Here is a 20574-nt window from a genome sequence, read left to right as displayed (position 1 = left end):
GCATTGCGCCACCCGCGCGCCGTGTTGCTATCTTAATCCTTAATTGGGTTTGCCAGTCGGCCCCCCTTGTTCAGCGACCGGCACCCTTCGCATATGCTTGCGTGCCGCGCGTAATCACAACATCCTCTTGCAACAGCGCACCGGCCTTTATGTCCGTAAGTGTTTCCAGTTGGGCATAAAGCGGCGCAAAATCGGTCTCGACGGTCACGTTAAGCAATTGGTCGATGCTCGAAATCACAAAATAACTCTGCTGAAAATCATCAATCCGATAATGCGTGCGCATGACCCGAAGCAGATCAAACGCGATCCGGTTCGGGCTGGGGTCGTCCAACGCAAAGAGGCTTTCGGCATAGCTTGAGACTATCCCTGCGCCATAAATGCGCAGACCATCGGGTTGCTGGATCAAGCCAAACTCGACCGTATACCAATATAGCCGTGCCAAATGGTCCAACGCGCCAAAGCCAAGCGACCGCAACCCGCCCTTGCCATAAGCCACCATATAATCGGCAAACACAGGGTCCGCCAGCATCGGCACATGTCCAAAGACATCATGAAAGACATCTGGCTCTTGCAAATAATCCAGCTGCTCCGGTGTCCGGATGAAGTTACCAGCGGGGAAACGGCGGTTTGCCAGATGGTCAAAAAACACATCATCAGGCACAAGGCCGGGCACAGCGACAATCTGCCAACCCGTCGCCGCCATCAACCGCGCGTTCAGTTCGCGATAATCGGGAATGCCGGGGCGGGAGAGTTTCAGCACATCAATACCGCGCATGAACGCATCCGCAGCGCGCCCGGGTAGCATGGCGGTTTGCCGCGCAAACAGCCGGTCCCACATGCCATGTTCTTCCGCGCTGAACTTTTCCCAATTTTGGGGCACTGTCCAGTCGGCATGCGCGCCTGCGGGCGGCGTATCATAAACGTGGCTGTTTCGGTTCATCTAAACTAGTTACACTTGAAACCATATTATGGCAACAGCTACTGCTGGAACCTATTGCGCTTGGCCGGATAGGTCCGCGCTAAGCCGATAGACGTGATAGGCCCCAGCCTGCGCTGGGGCGACGAAAAAGGGTTCACGCAGAGGCGCAGAAGTGCATTCCCCGCAACATCATGCTGAACTCGGTTCAGCATCCATCGTGCCACATAGACCGAAGTTTTAGGCTTATAAATGGACCCTGGAGCCGTAGGCGTGCAGAGCACAAACAAGTTCAGGGCGACGGTGATAAGAAAGCAAGTTTCTCCCAAACGTCATGCTGAACTCGGTTCAGCATCCATCGTGCCACATAGACCGAAGGGTGGAGACGAGAAATGGACCCTGAACCAAGTTCAGGGTGACGGTTGGAGGGGTAACGGCCGGGGGTGACGGTCGGGGATTGACTGTCCGGGGTCGACTTTCAGGGGGTGACGGGGTGTAAAATTACGCCGCCGCCCCATCCTAAAAACATTAAGCGTTTTGCACGATATTTGCCCATTCGGCTTCATCAATAACCTGAATACCAAGCGCATTTGCCTGTTTCAGTTTCGACCCAGCGCCGGGGCCGGCAACCACAAGATCGGTTTTAGCGCTGACGGAGCCAGCGGATTTTGCCCCTAGCGCCTCGGCCTGTGCCTTGGCTTCATCGCGGCTCATCGTCTCCAATTTTCCGGTGAAAACAATATTTTTGCCTGTCCACGCACTTTCGCGGATGTTGGAAACATAGGGTGGCGGCTGCACCGCGTTCAAAAGGTCGGTCCAAACGGACAGATTATGCGGTTCGTGGAAAAAATCACCCAATGCCTCGGCCACAGCGCCGCCGACCCCGTCTATCGCGGTGACATCCGCAATCGCGGATTCATCGGCCTGTGCAAGCCTTAGGCCGACCTTGCCGATTTCCTCGACGGATCCAAACGCCTTGAACAAATCCCGCGCCGTGACGGTTCCGATATGGCGGATACCCAAACCAAAAAGCAGTTTCGCGCCATCTGGCGCACGCTTTGCTTCAATCGCTGCCAACAGGTTATCCACAGACTTATCCTGCCAACCGTCCCGCGACAATATGTCGGCGCGGCGCTGCCGGAGGCGAAATATATCCGCAGGGCTTTCTAGCCAGCCCAGATCAAAAAATTCCTGAATGGTCTTCTCGCCCAGCCCCTCAATATCAAGCGCACCACGGCTGACAAAATGGATGAGGCGTTGCACCCGTTGCGCGGGGCAAATCAGGCCTGCGGTGCAGCGCACATCGACTTCGCCTTCTTCGGCCACCGCTTCGGAACCACATTCCGGGCAATGCGCAGGAAAGTCGTATGACGCACGCGCGATCTCGCGGGTCAGGTTTTCAACGATCTGCGGAATGACATCCCCTGCCCTTTGCACGACCACACGGTCACCGGGACGCACGCCCAAACGCGCAATTTCGTCGCGGTTATGCAAAGTCACATTGGACACAACCACGCCGCCGACTGTGACGGGCGTCAGGCGGCCAACCGGCGTCAGCTTGCCCGTCCTGCCAACCTGTATATCAATCTGCTCCAGCGTTGTCTCTGCGCGCTCTGCGGGGAATTTATGCGCAATGGCCCAGCGTGGCGATTTGGCAACAAAGCCAAGCCGTTCTTGCCATTCCAAACGGTCAACTTTGTAGACGACGCCATCAATATCATAAGGCAAATCGGCGCGGCGGCGTTCGATGTCGGCATAATGCGCCAGAACGTCTGCCGTGTCTCCAAATCGGCGCAGCAAGGGCGATATCGGCACGCCCCATGCCGCAATCGCCGCCATCACCTGACTTTGCGTATCTGCGGGCAGCGCGCTTACATCCCCCCAGCCATGCGCCAAAAAGCGCAAAGGCCGCGATGCCGTAACCTTTGCATCCTTTTGCCGCAAAGACCCCGCCGCCGCATTGCGCGGGTTGGCGAACGGCTTTCCCCCTTTTGCCATTTGCGCATCGTTAATCGCCGCAAAGTCGGATTTCGCCATATAGACTTCGCCGCGTATTTCGAAGACCTCTGGCACATCACCATTAAAGTGCTGCGGGATGTCAGCGACATAGGCGACGTTGGCGGTTACGTCCTCCCCCACACTGCCATCACCGCGCGTGGCCGCTTGCTTGAGCGCGCCTTTTTCATACCGCAGCGACAGCGAAAGCCCATCAATCTTGTCCTCCGCCGTTAACGCGACCTCTGCGTCCGCGGGCAAGTTCAAGAAGCGTCGCACGCGCGCGACAAAGTCATACACATCTTGCGCCGCAAAGGCATTGTCGAGGCTCATCATCCTCTTGGCATGGGTGATTTTTTGGAGGCCAGAGCCTTCGACCGCCGCCCCCACTTGCGTGTTGGGGCTATCGGCGCGGATCAGGTGCGGGAATGCAGCCTCTAGTTCATTGTTACGACGCACCAATGCGTCATATTCCGCGTCGGAAATTTCGGGCGCATCTTCGGCATGGTAGCGCTTATTGTGGTACGCAATCTGCTTCGCCAAGCGCATCAGCTCATTGGCAGCATCCGCCTCAGATGTCACTCACTGGCTCCAGTGACAGGATTGGCGACGTCAAACGCAACCCGGAATAACCGGTTCGGGCGTGCCAGTTCATAGGTCAATGTCTGGCCCGGAACGATCTCAAATGCCCAGACATTGGTGTTCGAAACCGTGCGACCTTCTTTGGTAAACATCGCTTTGGAATAGGCATCAACGGGAAACTCCTGACGCATGGCCGTTCCCACTTGTGCGGTGTCGCCGCCATATTGCGATACGGGGTCTTCAGTGCCGTCTTTCAACATATGGCGATGTTTCAAGCGCAGGCCGCTGTCGGTCCGCGTGATGATCCATGTGCGTGAACGGTCTTCGCCAACGTCGAACGAAATCTGGATTTCGCGGTCGGTGCAGGTGCGGACATGGGCCTGCATCTTGGCCGTGGCAAAGCTCGCGTCGCTGTCATCGCCAGCGGCCAATGTGCCATGGAAGCTTTTGCCGCACAGCGTCGACATTTGCGTAAAAAACTGGTCCGCCGGTTGTGCCGATGGTTGCGGCGCTGCGAAGGCGCTAGCCGACAAAGCCATTAAAATCCCAAATGTGTTCATACAATCTCCAACAACCGCACAGCCTGCGCCCTTGCCTCATCTGTTATCTCTGCGCCGGACAACATACGGGCGATTTCTTGGCGGCGCGCTTCGGCATCCAGCAAGATGACACCTGTCCGTGTCACCGTGCCTTGGCTCGATTTCGCGATGAAATAATGCGCCTTCCCCTTGGCCGCGACCTGCGGGCTGTGCGTGACGGCAAGCAATTGTGTGCGCGTGGCAAGACGCGCAAGGCGTTCACCAATCGCCGCGGCAACGGCGCCGCCAACACCCCGGTCGATTTCGTCGAAAATAATCGTGGCGGCTCCGCCCTCTTCGGCCAATGCGACTTTCAACGCCAATATGAAACGCGACAATTCCCCGCCCGATGCAATCTTCACCAAGGGCGCAAAGGGCGCACCGGGATTGGTCGAAATCAGGAACTCGACACGGTCCATGCCAAAAGCCGTCCAGCGGTCCTCCGGCAATCTTTCCACCGCCGTCTGAAACTGCGCGGCATCGAGCTTTAGTGGCGCAAGTTCATTTTTCACAGCGGCGTCCAACTTGACCGCAGCCGCGTTACGGACCGCAGACAAGGTGCTTGCGGATTCGACAAAAGCTGTGTGCTTGGCGGCCACCTCCGCCTCCAGCATAGCCAATCCCTCGCCGCCTGCCTGTATCGACTGCAACTGCGCCGTCAGCTTTTCCTGCAGCGCGATGATGCCGTCGGGCGCAATATTATGCTTGCGGGCCAGTGCGCGCAGTTCAAACAAGCGCTCCTCAATCTCATCAAGCCGTGCAGGCTCATATTCAATTGCGCGCGCGGCGGCGTTTAACTTATCCTCGGCCTCGCTCGCCTCAATCACCGCGCGGTCAAGTGCGGTCAGCGCCTCGGCCAATAACGGGTGCGCGTCGGCCAAACGGTCCAGCTTGCGCGCCGCACCCCGGATCAACGACAGGCCGCTTTTCGGGCCGTCAAAACTCTCCAGCACGGCCTTCAAGTCCTCGGTTATGCGCGCGCCTTTTTGCATGTCCGACCGCTCGCCCGCGAGTTGTTCTTCTTCGCCGGGTTGGGGCTGAAACGCCGCAAGCTCGGCCACGGCATGCTCCAACCATTCGCGGTCGCGCGCTGCGTTTTCGAGCGCTTCACGGGCTATATCCAAACGCGATTTCGCATCCTGCCATGCGGCAAAATTGGCCGACACGGTTGCGGTGTCACTTCGGCCAAAGGCGTCCAACAAGCCGCGATGCCCACGCGGGTTCAACATACCGCGATCATCATGCTGGCCATGAATCTCCACCAAAGCAGCGCCCAGTTCCCGCAATAGCGCTGCTGAACACGGCTGGTCGTTGATAAATGCCTTGCTGCCGCCGTCCGCCTTCACCGAACGACGGATGATTAATGGCTCATCGCTATCGATATCAATGTCATTGTCGGCAAGGAAGGCCGCGACATGGGCTGGCGCATCAAAGCTCGCGGTAACTTGCGCCTTGTCCGCGCCAGACCGCACCAAGCCGCTATCGGCGCGCGCACCAAGGGCGAGGCCAAGAGCATCCAGCAATATGGATTTACCAGCCCCAGTCTCACCCGTGAGCACACCAAGCCCGCCTGCAAATTCCAAGTCCAGTGCCTCGATCAGCACGACATCGCGGATCGAAAGCCCCGTTAACATGGCATTACGCGGCGGGCGCGTTCTTCTGTATCAGGTTGTAGGCACGCGCATACCATTCGCTGCCGGGATAATTGGCACCCAAAACGGCCGCTGCCTTCTTCGCCTCTTCCGGCACGCCCATGGCAAGATAGCTTTCCGTCAAACGATACAACGCCTCTGGAGTGTGCGTTGTCGTGTCATATTTGTCGATCACCTCACGAAAGCGCACGGATGACGCAAGCCACAAGGCACGGCGTTGGTAGAAACGACCAATTTCCATTTCCTTGCCGGCCAAATGGTCACGGACAAGGTCAATCTTCAACGTGGCATCCGACGCATAACGCGAATTGGGGTAACGGCGCTGCACCTCACCCAAAGCGGCCAATGCTTGCTCCGAAATCTTCTGATCACGAGTCACATCGCTGATCTGCTCATAATAAGACAAAGCGATCAGATAATAAGCGTAGCCCGCATCCTTGTTGCCCGGATGGATCGACAGGAAACGGCGCGACGATTGGATCGACTCATTATATTTCTGCGCCATATAATAGCTAAATGCGCTCATAAGCTGCGCCCGGCGCGCCCATGGTGAATAAGGATGCTGACGCTCGACCTCGTCAAATAACGCCGCTGCGACTTCATATTGCTTATTATCAAGCTTGTTCTTAGCCGCCGTATACAGCGTATTAACGTCACGCGCGACATAACGGGTGTTGCTACCCGGCTTTGCCCCGCCACCACCTAGACCGAGCGCAGCGCACCCAGAAAGCAAGGAAGATGCGGCCAATACCGCGATGGGCACGAGGAATTTTTTGTTCATGAATGTTCCCTAGATAATCTTGTCCGCCCCGCCAAGCCTTTTGCTTGGCACGGCGCATAAACACGCAAACAGCGTGGCCGAAATATTGTGTATCGGCGATGAACTGCAGCGCGGTAGGGTATAAAAAAAGGGGCCGCCGAAGCTGCCCCTTTTCTCTCTTGCCTTTGCTAAAGCTGCGGTGGGCAGGCCCACCGTGCAGCTCGCTGGCTGTTTTGGCTTAATCCTTCAAGAAAGCTGGCACATGGTCGGGATCGCCCCCGCCTTTGTTTTCGCCCTCTGAACGGTCTTGGCGTGGGCCACGGTCGCCGCGACCTTCGCCCCGTCCGCCATCACGTCCACCGCCGTCACGACGCGGGCCACGGTCGCCACGGCCTTCGCCGCGTCCACCACCGCCGCCTTCACGACGGGGGCCACGATCGCTGCGCTCGCTCTTTTCGCGGGGCGGGCGTGTGTCTTCCAGCTCTTCACCGGTTTCCTGATCCACAACGCGCATCGACAGGCGCACCTTGCCGCGTGGGTCGATTTCGAGAACCTTGACCTTAACGTCCATGCCTTCGCTGACGACGTCCGTAACCTTTTCAACGCGCTCATTGCGCATTTCGCTGACGTGGACGAGACCGTCCTTGCCACCCATGAAGTTTACGAATGCACCGAAATCAACCAGATTGACGACCTTGCCGTCATAAATCTTGCCAACTTCTGCTTCTTCAACAATGCCCGAAATCCACTTACGCGCGGCTTCGATCTGCGCAATGTCGGACGATGAAATCTTGATGAGACCTTCGTCATCAATGTCGACCTTTGCACCGGTGGTGGCGACGATTTCACGAATGACCTTGCCGCCGGTGCCGATGATGTCGCGGATCTTCGCTTTGTCGATCTGCATCGTTTCGATACGCGGCGCATGCGCGGACAGTTCGCCGCGCGCTTCGCCCAATGCCTTGGCCATTTCACCCAAGATATGCGCGCGGCCTTCCTTGGCTTGGTTCAATGCAGCTTCAAAGATTTCGCGGGTAATACCGGCAATCTTGATGTCCATTTGCATCGTGGTGATGCCTTCAGATGTACCTGCTACCTTGAAATCCATATCGCCAAGATGATCTTCGTCACCCAAGATATCCGACAGGACGGCGAAATCCTTGCCTTCAAGGATCAAGCCCATTGCGATACCCGAAACCGGACGCTTGATGGGAACGCCAGCGTCCATCATCGCAAGGCTTCCGCCGCAAACCGATGCCATCGACGACGAACCATTGGATTCGGTAATGTCGCTGGTGATACGGATGGTGTATGGAAACTCGTCCTTGGTTGGCAGTACGGCGTGCAGCGCGCGCCATGCAAGCTTACCATGACCGATGTCACGGCGGCTTGGTGCGCCGAAGCGACCCACTTCACCAACGCTGTACGGTGGGAAGTTATAATGCAGCATGAAGTTTTCATAATGCAAACCACCAAGGCCATCGATCATCTGCTCTGCGTCCTTGGTGCCCAAGGTGCAGGTTGCGATAGTCTGCGTTTCACCACGGGTGAACAACGCCGAACCATGTGACCGTGGCAAGAAATGCGTTTCTGCCAGAATCGGACGAATTTGCGTTGTGGTACGTCCGTCGATACGCGTGCCGTCCTTCAGGATGGCGCCACGAACGATTTCCGCTTCCAGCTTCTTCATCAGCTTGCCTGCGGCCATCTGATCCTGCGGGCTTGCGTCGGTGAAAGCTTCCTTTGCCGCTGCACGCGCGACATTCAGAGCGTTCGAACGTGCCGACTTGTCAGTCAACTTGTACGCAGCGGCAATATCCTTACCGATAAGTTTCTTCAGCTTATCCTTGGCGGCTGACAAATCAGCCTGCTCAGCCATGGCCCAAGGCTCTTTCGCGGCTTGCTCTGCAAGCTTGACGATTGCCTTAACGACTTCCTTACATGCGTCATGCGCAAACAGGACGGCACCGAGCATGATTTCTTCCGAAAGCTCATTGGCTTCGGATTCCACCATCATCACCGCGTCATAGGTCGCGGCCACAACCAGATCGAGGTCGCCTTCGGCAACCTGCGCGTCTGTTGGATTCAGGATATATTCGCCGTTCAGGTAACCCACGCGTGCTGCGCCGATGGGGCCCATGAATGGAACGCCCGAAATGGTCATTGCGGCCGAAGCAGCAACAAGCGCCAATACATCAGGCTCATTCTCGCCATCATAGCTAAGAACCTGCGCAATTGCGTTGATTTCGTTATAGAAACCTTCTGGGAACAGCGGGCGAAGTGGGCGGTCGATCAAACGCGAAACCAGCGTTTCCTTTTCGGTCGCACCACGTTCACGTTTGAAAAAGCCACCCGGAATACGGCCGGCTGCGGAATATTTTTCTTGATAGTGAACGGTGAGCGGGAAGAAATCCTGACCATCTTTCACCGACTTTGCGGCGGTAACCGCGCAAAGCACAACAGTTTCGCCAAGCGATGCCATAACAGCGCCGTCAGCTTGACGGGCAACTTTGCCCGTTTCGAGTGTTAGGGTTTGTCCGCCCCACTCGATTGATACAGTTTTCGTATTAAACATAGATTTTCCTTTGACCCGCATGCCCAATGCGATGCGGGGCCTCTTGAGTTGCGGAAATACCGATCCGCCGCGGATGGGGCATTTTCGCGCCCCGATGACAGTCCAGCCTCATTGCTGGAATGCCCTTCTACCGAACATATCACCCTAAAATTGTTAAAGAATGACATGAGACGGAATTTTTGGATCCTGAAACAAGTTCAGGATGACCCAATACGCAAACGGCCCGCCAAAGCGGGCCGAGAGTGAATTTACTTACGAAGACCAAGCTTCGCGATGAGGGCGGCATAACGCCCGCCATCAATTTTTTTCAGATAGTCGAGAAGCGAACGACGCTTGTTGACCATTTGAAGAAGACCACGACGCGAGTGATTGTCCTTGTGGTGGTCTTTGAAATGGGACGTCAGGGCATTGATACGATCCGTCAGGATTGCAACTTGCACTTCTGGTGACCCGGTATCGTTAGGCTCGCGTGCGTGCTCTTTGATGACCTGGGCTTTACGTTCTGCAGTAATAGACATATTTTTCCTTCGAACATCATAAAGTAAGGTTAAAGCCACGGACGGTTTTCAATATCCCGTCGACGTTCTGCACCAACGCGATAGGCCGCAAATCTGCGCCCCTCGCCCAATGTAGCCCATCTTTCATGGCAATCCCGGTCAAGACGCGGCCTTGTTGGACCGCCCTTGCCTGTTCCGGGGAGAGATTAAGAGCCGGGATGTCGACCAGCCCTGCCTCTATCGGCAAGATAATGTCTTCTTGGGCGGCTTCTTGGCCGAATGCATTCAGTTTGTCTAGCGAAATCGCGCTTTCCAGGTTGAACGGCCCTGCCCGCGTGCGGCGGAGCATCGCGACATGACCAACAGTGCCAAGGGCGTAGGCGATGTCGCGGGCGAGGCTGCGGATGTAAGTGCCTTTGGAGACGTCAGCGGTTAGCGTAATTTCATCAATAACCTCTGGCGTGGCGTCGCAACCCGGTGTGACATCATTGTGTTCACGCAGAGGCGCAGAGACGCAGAGAGCGTAAACGGTCACAGCCCGCGATTTCATCTCCACGACCGCACCTGCCCGCGCCAAGTCATAGGCCCGTTTACCGTCTATCTTTATCGCCGAAAAAGCAGGCGGAATTTGTTCGATGGGACCGGTAAACTGGGTAAGCACCGCTTCGACTTGCGCCAGGCTCGGGCGGATGTCGGAGGTCGCGACGATCTCCCCTTCTGCGTCCAAACCGCTAGTCTCTGTCCCAAAGCAGATTGTAAAATCATAGGTTTTCGATGCGTCCAGCATACGCCCGCATAATTTGGTCGCTTCGCCCAGCGCAATGGGCAGGACGCCAGTGGCCAAAGGGTCAAGCGTTCCGCCATGGCCGACCTTGACCTTGCCAAAGCCAGCGCTGCGCAAATTGCGCTTTACGGCTGCGACAGCCTGCGTTGAACCCAACCCAAGCGGTTTATCGAGGATTATCCAGCCATGCATGCTGACCTATGGCCCTGCCCGCGCCGCATTAAAATGCTTGCGGCACATGGCGATGTAGCGGTCATCCCCACCAATTTCGGTTTGGGCGCCGTCGACCACTGCTTTTCCGAACTCGTCCACGCGCAAGTTCATCGTCGCCTTGCGTCCGCAATCGCACACGCCCTTAAGCTCAACAAGACTGTCTGCTATGCCCAGCAAGGCGGCGGAACCGGGAAACAACTCGCCTTGGAAATCCGTACGCAGGCCGTAACACACAATGGGAATGCCAGCGTCATCGGCCAGGCGCGCCGCCTGCCAAACCTGTTCCTTACTTAAAAACTGCGCTTCGTCGATAAAGACGCACGCCAAGGGCGTTTCATGGTGCTGGGCAAGCACCGCTTTTTCGATATCGGTCGTCGGTTCAAACCGGCTGGCGTCGCCTGCGAGGCCGATACGCGAGCTGATCGCGCCGAAGCCGGGCCGATCATCAATGGCCGCCGTCCAGAGCATGACTTTCATGCCGCGCTCGCCATAATTAAATGCCGCTTGCAACAAGGTCGACGATTTGCCTGCGTTCATCGAGGCATAATAGAAATAGAGCTTGGCCATTATTTGCCAGCGTCCTTGACTTGAATGGGCGCCGCATCGCCAGCCTGTTTTGCGAACTTGCGATCAAAGGTCAGGAAACAATCATGACCCGCCGCTTCAACCAAATGAAGCATGTCACCAACATCCGCGCCGTCTGCATAGCGTGTCAAGGCCCACGATAGGCGGGCAAGATCAGACACAACAACGTCTGGCATCGCAATAAGCGCAAGCAATGCCGACGAAATCGCCTTTGGCGATTGATTGTATCGGGATTGCAAAAGCCACGCGGTTTCCAATATCACCGAATTGCTAACAAATGCCCCGTGCATTAATATTGCACGTGCTCGCGGCGACTGTTCGCCGTCGTCGTCCAGAAAATATCTGGCCAGAATGTTCGTATCGACAGCGTCCATTAATCGTCAAACTGGGGTGATTTTTTGAACATGTCAGCGATGGCCTGCTTTTCCTGTTCATCCGTAAAGCGAGGCCCTTTATATTGAATGGCTTGACGGACGGCCGCGTCGCATTCGGCAAAACTGCGCTTTTGGGAACCAGAAGCTATTTTTAGGAACATACCACCGCCAGATTCGATGATATCCAAGGCAGTCCCAGGCACTAGCTTTAGCCTATCGCGCACATCCTTAGGTATGACGACTTGGCCTTTTGACGATACGGTAGTTTGCTGGCTCATAGTCGGTAAGATACGTCTTACTTTTCCGACTGTCAATCCTCGCTGTCGGCCAAGTCCTGCTGGACCTTAGGCTGCGCCAACAGACCGTCAATATGCGTTGCCTGATCAAAACTGTCATCTGCGAGGAACTTCAACTTCGCCGCATATTTCATGCTCACCCGCGACGCGACTTCCTTTTGAAAAAAGGCAGTGTTGGTGCGCAGGGCCTTAAGCACCTTTTCTTCATTTGCACCCAATAGCGGTTTAATGAAAGCCGTTGCATGGCGCAGATCCGGGGACATACGCACTTCGGTCACGCTTACGCTGTGGCTGTTGAGGACATCATCATGCACTTCATCGCGCGCGAGCAATTCGGACAATATATGCCGGAATTGCTCACCCACGCGCAGCAGGCGGACCGAGCGGCCTTCGGGGCCCGTGTCGTTATGTTTAGCCATGATATTCCCCGTTCAGGACCGATTTAGGGTCAAGACCACCTAAATCACAACGTCCGTTCACGCTCCTCGACCTCGAAGACTTCCAGCATATCGCCCGCCTTCACATCGTTGGTGTCTGCCAAGACGACGCCACATTCCATACCGGCGCGGACTTCGTCGACATTGTCCTTGAAACGGCGGAGCGATGCGATTGTGGTTTTCGATACGATGACATCTTCGCGGGTAAGACGGGCGTATAGACCCTTTTTGATTGTCCCTTCGGTAACCAACAGACCAGCCGCCTTGTCGCGTTTGCCGGACTTGAACACATCCTTGACCTCGGCGCGTCCAACAACGGTTTCGATGATTTCTGGTCCCAATTCGCCCGCCATTTCTTTGGCGATGTCGGCGGTCAGGTGATAGATCACGTCGAAATACTTCAAACGCACCCGGTCACGCTTCGCCAAAGCCGCAGCCTTGGCATTGGGACGCACGTTGAAACCTATAAGTGGCGCATTAGACGCCGCCGCCAGCAACATGTCGGATTCGGTGATGCCGCCAACGCCCGCCAGTAATACGCGGACCTTGATGTCGTCGGTCGAGATATTGTTGAGCGCGGTAACGATCGCTTCGACCGAACCTTGCACATCGCCCTTGATGACCACTGGATATTCCATCGCGCGTGTGGCGGACAGGTTATCAAACAGATTTTCAAGATTTGGCGTGACTTGGGCCGTGCGGACCTTGGTCGATTGTTCCTTGCGGTACAAGGCAACTTCACGGGCGCGCGCTTCATTTTCAACGACGGTCAGAACGTCGCCTGCCGATGGAACACCCGTCAGGCCAAGCACTTCGACGGGGGTTGCGGGGCCAGCCTCGGCCACTTGCTGTCCCTTTTCGTTGACCAAGGCACGGACTTTACCGCTTTGCGCGCCGACAACAAAAATATCTCCGCGCTTCAGCGTTCCGCGCTTCACCAGCACAGTTGCGACAGCACCGCGCCCCTTATCGAGCTGCGCTTCGACCACAACGGCTTCTGCGGCGCGGTTTGGATTGGCTTTCAGCTCCATGACTTCGGCCTGCAATGCAAGCTTTTCAAGCAAAGTATCAAGACCCGTCTTCTTCAACGCTGAAACCTCAACGTCCTGAACGTCGCCGCCCATAGCTTCGACTACGACCTCATGCTCCAGCAAACGCTCGCGCACCTTTTGTGGATTTGCGCCTTCCTTATCGATCTTGTTGATCGCAACGATCATAGGCACATTTGCGGCCTTGGCATGCTTAATGGCTTCAATCGTCTGCGGCATCAGGCCGTCATCGGCGGCCACCACCAGAATGACGATGTCGGTTACCGACGCGCCGCGCTGACGCATTTGCGTGAAGGCTTCATGGCCCGGTGTATCGAGGAAGGTGATGACCGAGCCATCCTTTGCCTTTACCTGATATGCGCCGATATGCTGCGTTATGCCACCAGCTTCGCCCGATACGACATTCGCACCGCGCAAGGCATCCAGCAAGGACGTCTTACCATGGTCGACATGGCCCATGACGGTCACGACCGGTGGACGCGGCTTCATGGTTTCGGCGCCGTCTACATCGTCATCATGGAAAATGTCGACGTCGGCATCCGACACACGGGTGATGTTGTGGCCAAACTCTTCGACCAGCAATTCTGCCGTGTCTTGGTCAATGGTTTCGTTGATCGTGATAGGCATGCCCATTTTGAACAATGCCTTTACCAGATCGCTGCCTTTTTCCGCCATACGGTTGGCAAGTTCTTGCACCGTGATGGTTTCCGGCACAACCACGTCGCGGGTTTGCTTAACCTGTGCCTGACGACTACCGCCACCATGCAGACGCTTTTCTTTCTCACGCGCACGTTTCAGCGCGGCCAGTGATCGAGCGCGCGCGCCGTCATCACCCTCAAGTGCGCGCGTAACGGTGAGCTTGCCAGATTGGCGGCGGTCATCGGCTGCACCACGCGTTGGGCGGTGTGGAGCCTTTTTGATTTCTTCACGCTCGCGCTCTGGGCGCTTGGGTGCTTCTACGGGTGTAAAGCGACGCGGCGCAGGCGCGGCATCGTCTGTATTACTTTCTTCCGCAACGGGTTCGTCCGCATCGGTTGCCGCCGGAACGACTGCCTCAACGGGGGCTGCAGGCGGTGGCGGCGGCGATGCAGCCGCTTCCTCACGGTTAGATTGGGCGCGGTGGCGCTCTTCTTCGGCGCGCTGTGCGCGTTGCTCCGCTTCACGGCGGCTGCTTTCCTCGAGCATAGCCAAGCGTGCCTCTTCGGCCTCACGCAACAGCTTTGCCTGACGCTCCTGACGGCTGAGCATGTCATTGCCCGTGGGGCGTGGCTTTGGTTCTGGCGCGGCCGCAGGTGCAGGCGCCGCAGTTACTGGCGCCGCTGCGGGCGGCGGCGGTGGCGGGGGTGCAGCCACTTCGGGCTCAGGTACATAACCGGGCTTACCAACAAGCTTTTTACGCTTCACCTCAACCACAACCTTGTTGGTGCGGCCATGGCTGAAGGTCTGTTTCACTTCGCCTGACTCAAGCGAGCGGCTCAAAGTGAGCGGCTTGCGCGTCAAAGTCGGCTTATTATCATTTTCATCACTCATCGAAACAGAACCCGTCCTTACTCAGTCAATTGCGGAGATGTCAGCGTTATTGCCCCGCAAGTCCGCAGCCGAAGCAGCGGAATCGAATGGCGCAGTACTGCATCCTTTGAAATTTAGCCAGCGTCCAAGATGATGCATCACCCGCTCCGCCGCTTTTTGGTTAATCAATGCAACGTGCACAGCATTTTGCCGTCCAAGCGCTGCCGATAAGGCATCTCGGTCCACAGGCAGCTTCACGCCACCTTTTCCAGTGCCCTCTGCGTCTTCGCCAACCCGCCATGCTTGGTCGCGTTTACCGCTACCATCGGCGCTTGCATCCGATGCATGCAGCAACAGCTTCACCTGTCCACTGCGTGACGCGGAATCGATCTTCTCGGCACCCAAGATAAGATGCCCTGCCCGCGCTTCCAAGCCGAGCCGGTCCAGAAACGCCTTTTCCAAGCCGCGATCAATGCGGCCCGTCAGGTCATCGATGATATCAATCTTGTCCGTTTTGAACGCCCGACGCAGCAATCCGGCGAGCTTGCCCTTGGCCAGAGCCTTGGACAATTCTGCACTAGAAACGCCAATCCACGCGCCGCGACCGGGCGCTTTTGCGAATAGGTCAGGTGCGATACTACCATCGGGGCCGAGCGCAAGCCTGATGAGCTGGGCGCGTGTCCCATGCTCACCTGACAATATACACTTCCTTATTGGGGAGTGTCGGTTCTCATTGAGAGTCGTCCGCTGCAACCGCGTCCTCCTCTTCGAACCAATGCGCGCGAGCAGCCATGATAATTTCGTTACCCTGCTCTTCGGACAAGCCAAAGGTCGCCAATATGCCGGCCTTATCTTCGGTACGGTTGCGCCGCACTTCGCGATCGCTCCGCTCATTGCGACGCGGCTCACGCGCTTTCTGGATCAATTCATCGGTGGCAAGGTCCGCCAAATCGTCAAGCGTCTTGATGCCCGCTTTACCCAGAACGACCAACATCGCTTCGGTCAAAATGGGCAATTCAGCGACGGCATCTTCAACACCAAGCGCGCGGCGCTCGGTCCGGTTTGCCTCTTCGCGGCGATCCAGCGCTTCTTGTGCGCGGCTCTGTAGTTCTTCGGCCAAACCGTCATCAAAGCCTTCGATGGCGGCGATTTCGGCAGAATCGACATATGCGACTTCTTCCAATTCGCTAAAGCCTTCGGCGACCAGCAATTGCGCAAGCGTTTCGTCCACATCCAGCTCTAGCTGGAACATTTCGGAACGCTCGACAAATTCCTTCTGACGCTTCTCGCTCGATTCCGCTTCAGTCATGATGTCGATGCCACGACCCGTAAGCTGCGAGGCCAAACGGACATTCTGTCCGCGGCGGCCAATGGCGAGGCTCAATTGATCGTCAGGAACGACAACTTCAATCCGGCCCTCTTCTTCGTCGATGACAACGCGGCTGACCGTTGCTGGCTGAAGCGCGTTCACGATGAATGTCGCAGTATCTTCGGACCATGGAATGATGTCGATCTTTTCGCCCTGCATTTCCTGCACGACGGCCTGAACGCGGCTACCCTTCATGCCGACGCAGGCGCCGACGGGGTCAATGCTGCTGTCATAGCTGATGACGCCAATCTTGGCACGGCTGCCCGGGTCACGGGCAGCAGCCTTGATTTCGATGACACCGTCATAGATTTCGGGCACTTCTTGCGCGAATAATTTCTTCATGAAATCGGGATGCGCACGGCTCAACAATATCTGTGGCCCGCGATTTTCACGCTGCACCTTCATGATAAGCGCGCGGACGCGGTCTCCGCTGCGGACGACTTCGCGCGGGATTTGCTGATCGCGGCGAATAACGCCTTCTGCGCGACCAAGATCAACGACGACATGACCAAATTCAACCGACTTTACGACGCCTGTGATGATTTCACCGGTGCGGTCCTTAAACTCTTCAAACTGGCGCTCACGTTCTGCATCGCGCACCTTTTGAAAGATGACCTGCTTGGCGGACTGCGCGTCAATACGACCCAAATCCACAGCGGGAAGCGGATCAACGATGAAATCGCCGACAACGGCGCCCTTTTGCAGCTTATCCGCCTGCTTCAGGTCGACTTGCTTAAAATAATCCTCGACATCTTCGACAACTTCCACAACGCGCCACAGGCGCAAGTCACCGGTTTGGGTATCGAGCTTAGCACGGATGTCATTTTCGGCTCCATAACGCGCCCGAGCAGCACGCTGAATAGCTTCTTCAAGCGCTTCAATAACAATCGACTTGTCGATCATCTTTTCGGTGGCGACCGCGTTGGCGATTGCAAGCAATTCAGCCTTGTTGGCGGCAATACTACTGGCCATGTTCTAGTCTTCCTGTGCTTCGTCGTGAATGGGTTCAGCCTCGACTTCGTCCGCCCCATCGCTGTTGATGGGGGCAGTCGACGCAATCAGGCGGTCTGTCAAGAGCAGCTTGGCATGGCCAAGTGCGGAAAATGGGAAGGTAAGGCGACCTGCCTTGCGGTCATCGACATGAATATTTTCGCCATCGACTCCGGCAAGGTCACCGCGCATATTCTTGCGGCCATCCATCGGCTCGCTCAGTTCGATCTTGGCCTCATGCCCTATCCAATCGGAAAAATCGGCAAGACGCGTCAATGGCCGGTCAATCCCGGGCGAACTGACTTCAAGGCGATAAGCCTCTAATATGGGGTCAAGTTCGTCAAACAGATCGGAGATGCGGTGCGAGAGCGCAGCACAATCATAAATGTTGAGCTGCCGTGTCTCAGGACGTTCGGCCATCACTTGCAAGGTCGGCTCGTCACTACCCTGCGCGCCGTTGGAAAACCACGCAACGCGGACCAAGGCAAAGCCAAGCGCCTCCGCCTCGGGCGCAATCAAATTGCTCAGCTTATCCAGATCAGGCAAAATCAGACTTTCTTATTCGACATGCAATGATATTCTGCGCCGGCCCCAGTGGCGCCAGCCCTTCCAAATTCTCACAATGTAAGGATGTCGCTCCTATAGCTTCGAAAACTTTCATATGCAAGTGTCTTGCACATCGCGCCCTCACCCACCAATTGATTGGGGCAATTATAAATTGGAGCTTTGGATCATGTCAAAATTGTCTTTCCTGATAGGCGCATCCTTTCTGGCCGCCGCCTGCCAGCCTTCGGTCAGTGATGCCGCCCCTACAGACACCAGCGCTGTGCCATTTGACACCGCTGTCGTTGCAGATTTCGAAGAACCTTGGGCCATGACATTCGTCCCCGGAACGCCTTATGCGCTCGTGACCGAGAAGAAGGGAAAGCTCAAGCTGTGGCAGAATGAAGGCCCCATTGTCGATGTCGAAGGCGTTCCCGCAGTTGCTTATGGTGGTCAAGGCGGACTTGGTGATGTGATCCTCCACCCAGACTTTGCCAATAACAAATTTGTCTATCTCAGCTTTGCCGAGGCCGGCGAAGGTGGTTTTGGCGCAGCAGTGGTCAGAGGCAGGCTGAACCTCTCAAGCACAAAGCCGATGCTGACTGACGTTCAAATCATTTGGCGTCAGGAGCCTAAAGTGTCCGGCCAAGGCCATTATGGTCATCGCCTCGCCTTCGGTCCGGACGGCATGTTGTATATCAGCAGCGGCGAGCGGCAGAAGTTCGACCCTGCACAGGATCTCAACCAAAATCTCGGTAAAATTGTGCGCTTGACCGACAGCGGCATGGTCCCATCGGACAACCCCTTTTATGACCAAGGCCGTGTACAGTCGCAAATCTGGTCTTACGGACATCGTAATCCGCTTGGCATTGCCTTTGATGCAAAGGGCCGTTTGTGGAACCAAGAAATGGGCCCCGCTGGCGGTGATGAGTTAAACCTTGTCAAAAAGGCCGCCAATTACGGCTATCCGACCGTATCCAATGGCGATCATTATGACGGCCGAAACATTCCTGACCATATGGCAGGCGATGGTTTTGAAGCGCCGAAGGTTTCATGGAACCCCGCCATTTCTCCGGGCGGCCTGATGATTTATTCTGGCGACATGTTCAAAGCTTGGAAAGGCAGCGCATTTATTGGCGGCCTTGGTGCAAAGGCTTTGGTGCGCGTGAAGCTGGACGGCGAAAAGGCTACTAAGGCAGACCAATGGGACATGGGCGCGCGGATCCGCGAAGTCGAACAGGGTCCTGATGGCGCTATCTGGCTGCTTGAAGACGAACGTGCGGGCTCAAAGGGCCGCTTGTTGAAGCTGACCCCCAAGAAGTAACACAACTGGCGGCGGCGCTTTAACGCGCCGCCGTTACTGTTCCGGTTAGATCGGCGAGAAAAGACCGGACGCGCTTGGCATTCATGCCCAAGTCGCTTTGTCCGACGCGGCTGACGGAGCGCATATCGACAATGCTCCCCGCGCCCGTGTCCGAAGGACGGACGCGCAATATGACATCATCCTTAAATTGAAAAAACGCGCTGGTTTCAGTCGCTTCCAAACGCCCCTCTTCGGGCAAGGACATAGCGACATCCCAGCCACGCGCTTTGGCCAGACGCTCCGCCTTGGCAATCACTGTCGCCACCGGTTCGTTCACGCGCACCGAACGGATATCGCCATAGGCTTTTTGATGCACCATGGCCCAACGTTGCTCCGGCGTCAGGCCGCGCATTTTCGCATCGTCCGCACCGGGAACATTATCAAGATTATCGGCGCGCATTTGCAATGTCTGAAAGGCCGGAGGATCCGCAAGGTCAGTCGATATGTCATGAATAGCAGGCACAGTTAGCGCCTTCACAAGGAATGTTCCGACCCAGCCTACATAGACTAAAGCAACCAGCATCCCGACCCAGCGCCGTGCGCGCAGGGGTGGGGTGGTGGATTTACGCACGCGCCACTCTTGCACAAGACCAATCAAAAGGGCGGCTATCCCCAAAAGAAAGGCCCCCGCAACACCCTTCAGCCCCGATGTATATGCCCAAAAATCCCAAGCTGTGCCAACCGCCGCAACCGCGCCCCAGACCAAAGCACCAACGCCTGCAATCAAAACCAGATAGCCAAATATATCTTTTTGGGTACGCGGTTGCACCGAAGCATGTGACGATGTGGCGTCTGTTGCCGCATGGGGCGTTTGCTGATCGGTCAAATTCTCTCTCCTGCGTGACGAAACCATCTAAGCGACAGTTGTTAATGGAAGTTCCGTTGAAAGGCAATTTACCCCGGCTTTATTGTCGGCAACATGATATTCGATTGGACAAACATCGCCCGCAATGACAGGGGACGCCGCTAATAAGTCCCATTCTCGGCCAGTTCAATATGCATAATACCCCCCTTTCAGGCATAGCCGCAGATGCGTTGAACGCTTTACTCGATGATGCGTTTGGGACGGACCGGCATATGCGCACGGCCTATTTGCTGCGCAAAGGCATGACCGCCATTGACCATCTGTCCTTTGGGATTTTGGACGATGGTACACTGATGGCGAGCATTCAATGTTGGCCAGTGCGCGTTGGAATGGCCGATCTGATCTTGGTCGGGCCAGTGGCGGTCGCCAGCCACCGCCAGAATGAAAGGCTTGGCACAGAATTGATGCAATTGATGCTCAATGCCGCAACGCCGCAGGATGCGCCAATGGTGATGATTGGGGATCCGGAATATTATGGCCGTTTTGGTTTTGAAGCCAAGGGCACATCTGGCTGGACCTTGCCCGGACCTTGGGAACCACGGCGTTTGCTGCTGCGCAATGTCCAAAAGGTTGCCTTGCCAACGCATGGCATGCTTGGCCCAACTGACTAAGCTTTGACGATTGGCCTGATTGGACGTATCG

19 protein-coding genes are annotated in these 20574 nt (G+C 56.2%); 2 read left to right on the top strand and 17 right to left on the bottom strand.

Going from position 1 to position 20574, the window contains the following annotated elements; translation table 11 throughout:
* Positions 1 to 70: 70 nt before the first annotated feature.
* The 16 genes from phhA to rimP all read right to left on the bottom strand — a co-directional run bounded on the left by phhA (position 71) and on the right by rimP (position 17707).
* On the bottom strand, positions 71 to 940 hold the full coding sequence (phhA, locus tag Q0O07_RS06410) for a phenylalanine 4-monooxygenase (RefSeq protein WP_295491746.1): 870 nt from the start codon (positions 938 to 940) through the stop codon (positions 71 to 73).
* Between the two features lie 504 nt (positions 941 to 1444).
* The gene (gene ligA / locus Q0O07_RS06405; protein WP_295491744.1) at positions 1445 to 3493 is read right to left on the bottom strand and encodes an NAD-dependent DNA ligase LigA; all 2049 of its coding nucleotides are present in this window, start codon (positions 3491 to 3493) and stop codon (positions 1445 to 1447) included.
* A complete protein-coding gene (locus Q0O07_RS06400) occupies positions 3490 to 4053 on the bottom strand; it encodes a hypothetical protein (RefSeq protein WP_295491742.1) in 564 nt (187 codons plus the stop codon). The genes ligA and Q0O07_RS06400 overlap by 4 nt, the downstream gene beginning before the upstream one ends.
* A complete protein-coding gene (gene recN / locus Q0O07_RS06395) occupies positions 4050 to 5705 on the bottom strand; it encodes a DNA repair protein RecN (protein ID WP_295491740.1) in 1656 nt (551 codons plus the stop codon). The genes Q0O07_RS06400 and recN overlap by 4 nt, the downstream gene beginning before the upstream one ends.
* Positions 5706 to 5709: 4 nt before the next feature.
* Complete coding sequence (locus tag Q0O07_RS06390) at positions 5710 to 6504, bottom strand: outer membrane protein assembly factor BamD (RefSeq protein ID WP_295491737.1); 795 nt, start codon at positions 6502 to 6504, stop codon at positions 5710 to 5712.
* Positions 6505 to 6721: 217 nt separating this feature from the next.
* The gene (gene pnp, locus Q0O07_RS06385) at positions 6722 to 9058 is read right to left on the bottom strand and encodes a polyribonucleotide nucleotidyltransferase (RefSeq protein WP_295491735.1); all 2337 of its coding nucleotides are present in this window, start codon (positions 9056 to 9058) and stop codon (positions 6722 to 6724) included.
* 248 nt (positions 9059 to 9306) lie between these two features.
* The gene (gene rpsO, locus Q0O07_RS06380; RefSeq protein ID WP_295491733.1) at positions 9307 to 9576 is read right to left on the bottom strand and encodes a 30S ribosomal protein S15; all 270 of its coding nucleotides are present in this window, start codon (positions 9574 to 9576) and stop codon (positions 9307 to 9309) included.
* Positions 9577 to 9592: 16 nt separating this feature from the next.
* Complete coding sequence (truB, locus tag Q0O07_RS06375; RefSeq protein ID WP_295491732.1) at positions 9593 to 10531, bottom strand: tRNA pseudouridine(55) synthase TruB; 939 nt, start codon at positions 10529 to 10531, stop codon at positions 9593 to 9595.
* A gap of 6 nt (positions 10532 to 10537) precedes the next feature.
* A complete protein-coding gene (locus tag Q0O07_RS06370) occupies positions 10538 to 11119 on the bottom strand; it encodes a thymidine kinase (protein ID WP_295491731.1) in 582 nt (193 codons plus the stop codon).
* Positions 11119 to 11511 (bottom strand): type II toxin-antitoxin system VapC family toxin, encoded by a 393-nt coding sequence (locus Q0O07_RS06365; RefSeq protein WP_295491730.1) that lies wholly within the window; start codon positions 11509 to 11511, stop codon positions 11119 to 11121. The genes Q0O07_RS06370 and Q0O07_RS06365 overlap by 1 nt, the downstream gene beginning before the upstream one ends.
* Positions 11511 to 11789 (bottom strand): AbrB/MazE/SpoVT family DNA-binding domain-containing protein, encoded by a 279-nt coding sequence (locus tag Q0O07_RS06360; RefSeq protein WP_295491729.1) that lies wholly within the window; start codon positions 11787 to 11789, stop codon positions 11511 to 11513. Before Q0O07_RS06360 ends, Q0O07_RS06365 begins: the two co-directional genes overlap by 1 nt.
* Positions 11790 to 11821: 32 nt before the next feature.
* The gene (gene rbfA, locus Q0O07_RS06355; protein WP_295491728.1) at positions 11822 to 12226 is read right to left on the bottom strand and encodes a 30S ribosome-binding factor RbfA; all 405 of its coding nucleotides are present in this window, start codon (positions 12224 to 12226) and stop codon (positions 11822 to 11824) included.
* Positions 12227 to 12270: 44 nt separating this feature from the next.
* Complete coding sequence (infB, locus tag Q0O07_RS06350) at positions 12271 to 14823, bottom strand: translation initiation factor IF-2 (protein WP_295491727.1); 2553 nt, start codon at positions 14821 to 14823, stop codon at positions 12271 to 12273.
* Positions 14824 to 14844: 21 nt separating this feature from the next.
* The gene (locus Q0O07_RS06345; protein WP_367271053.1) at positions 14845 to 15501 is read right to left on the bottom strand and encodes a DUF448 domain-containing protein; all 657 of its coding nucleotides are present in this window, start codon (positions 15499 to 15501) and stop codon (positions 14845 to 14847) included.
* A 31-nt stretch (positions 15502 to 15532) separates the two neighbouring features.
* On the bottom strand, positions 15533 to 17143 hold the full coding sequence (gene nusA / locus Q0O07_RS06340; protein ID WP_295491725.1) for a transcription termination factor NusA: 1611 nt from the start codon (positions 17141 to 17143) through the stop codon (positions 15533 to 15535).
* Positions 17144 to 17146: 3 nt separating this feature from the next.
* Positions 17147 to 17707: a ribosome maturation protein RimP gene (gene rimP / locus Q0O07_RS06335; RefSeq protein ID WP_295491724.1), complete on the bottom strand. Its 561-nt coding sequence runs from the start codon at positions 17705 to 17707 to the stop codon at positions 17147 to 17149.
* A gap of 187 nt (positions 17708 to 17894) precedes the next feature.
* On the opposite strand from rimP, the gene Q0O07_RS06330 reads away from it, so the two are divergent.
* Entirely contained in the window at positions 17895 to 19028 is a 1134-nt protein-coding gene (locus Q0O07_RS06330; RefSeq protein WP_295491723.1) for a PQQ-dependent sugar dehydrogenase, read from the top strand.
* Positions 19029 to 19047: 19 nt separating this feature from the next.
* On the opposite strand, the gene Q0O07_RS06325 is transcribed toward Q0O07_RS06330, so the two are convergent.
* Positions 19048 to 19893 carry a DUF1499 domain-containing protein gene (locus tag Q0O07_RS06325; protein WP_295491722.1) on the bottom strand — a complete coding sequence of 282 codons (846 nt, stop codon included), beginning with the start codon at positions 19891 to 19893 and terminating at the stop codon, positions 19048 to 19050.
* 170 nt (positions 19894 to 20063) lie between these two features.
* Here Q0O07_RS06325 and Q0O07_RS06320 point away from each other — a divergent pair, with 170 nt between their 5' ends.
* Entirely contained in the window at positions 20064 to 20543 is a 480-nt protein-coding gene (locus Q0O07_RS06320; RefSeq protein ID WP_295491720.1) for a GNAT family N-acetyltransferase, read from the top strand.
* The last annotated feature ends 31 nt before the right edge of the window (positions 20544 to 20574 follow it).

It is taken from the genome of Sphingorhabdus sp. EL138, from assembly GCF_945890115.1.
Classification (GTDB): domain Bacteria; phylum Pseudomonadota; class Alphaproteobacteria; order Sphingomonadales; family Sphingomonadaceae; genus Sphingorhabdus_B.
Note: the sequence above shows the minus strand (reverse complement) of the source record. Positions and strands in the feature narration are given on the sequence as shown.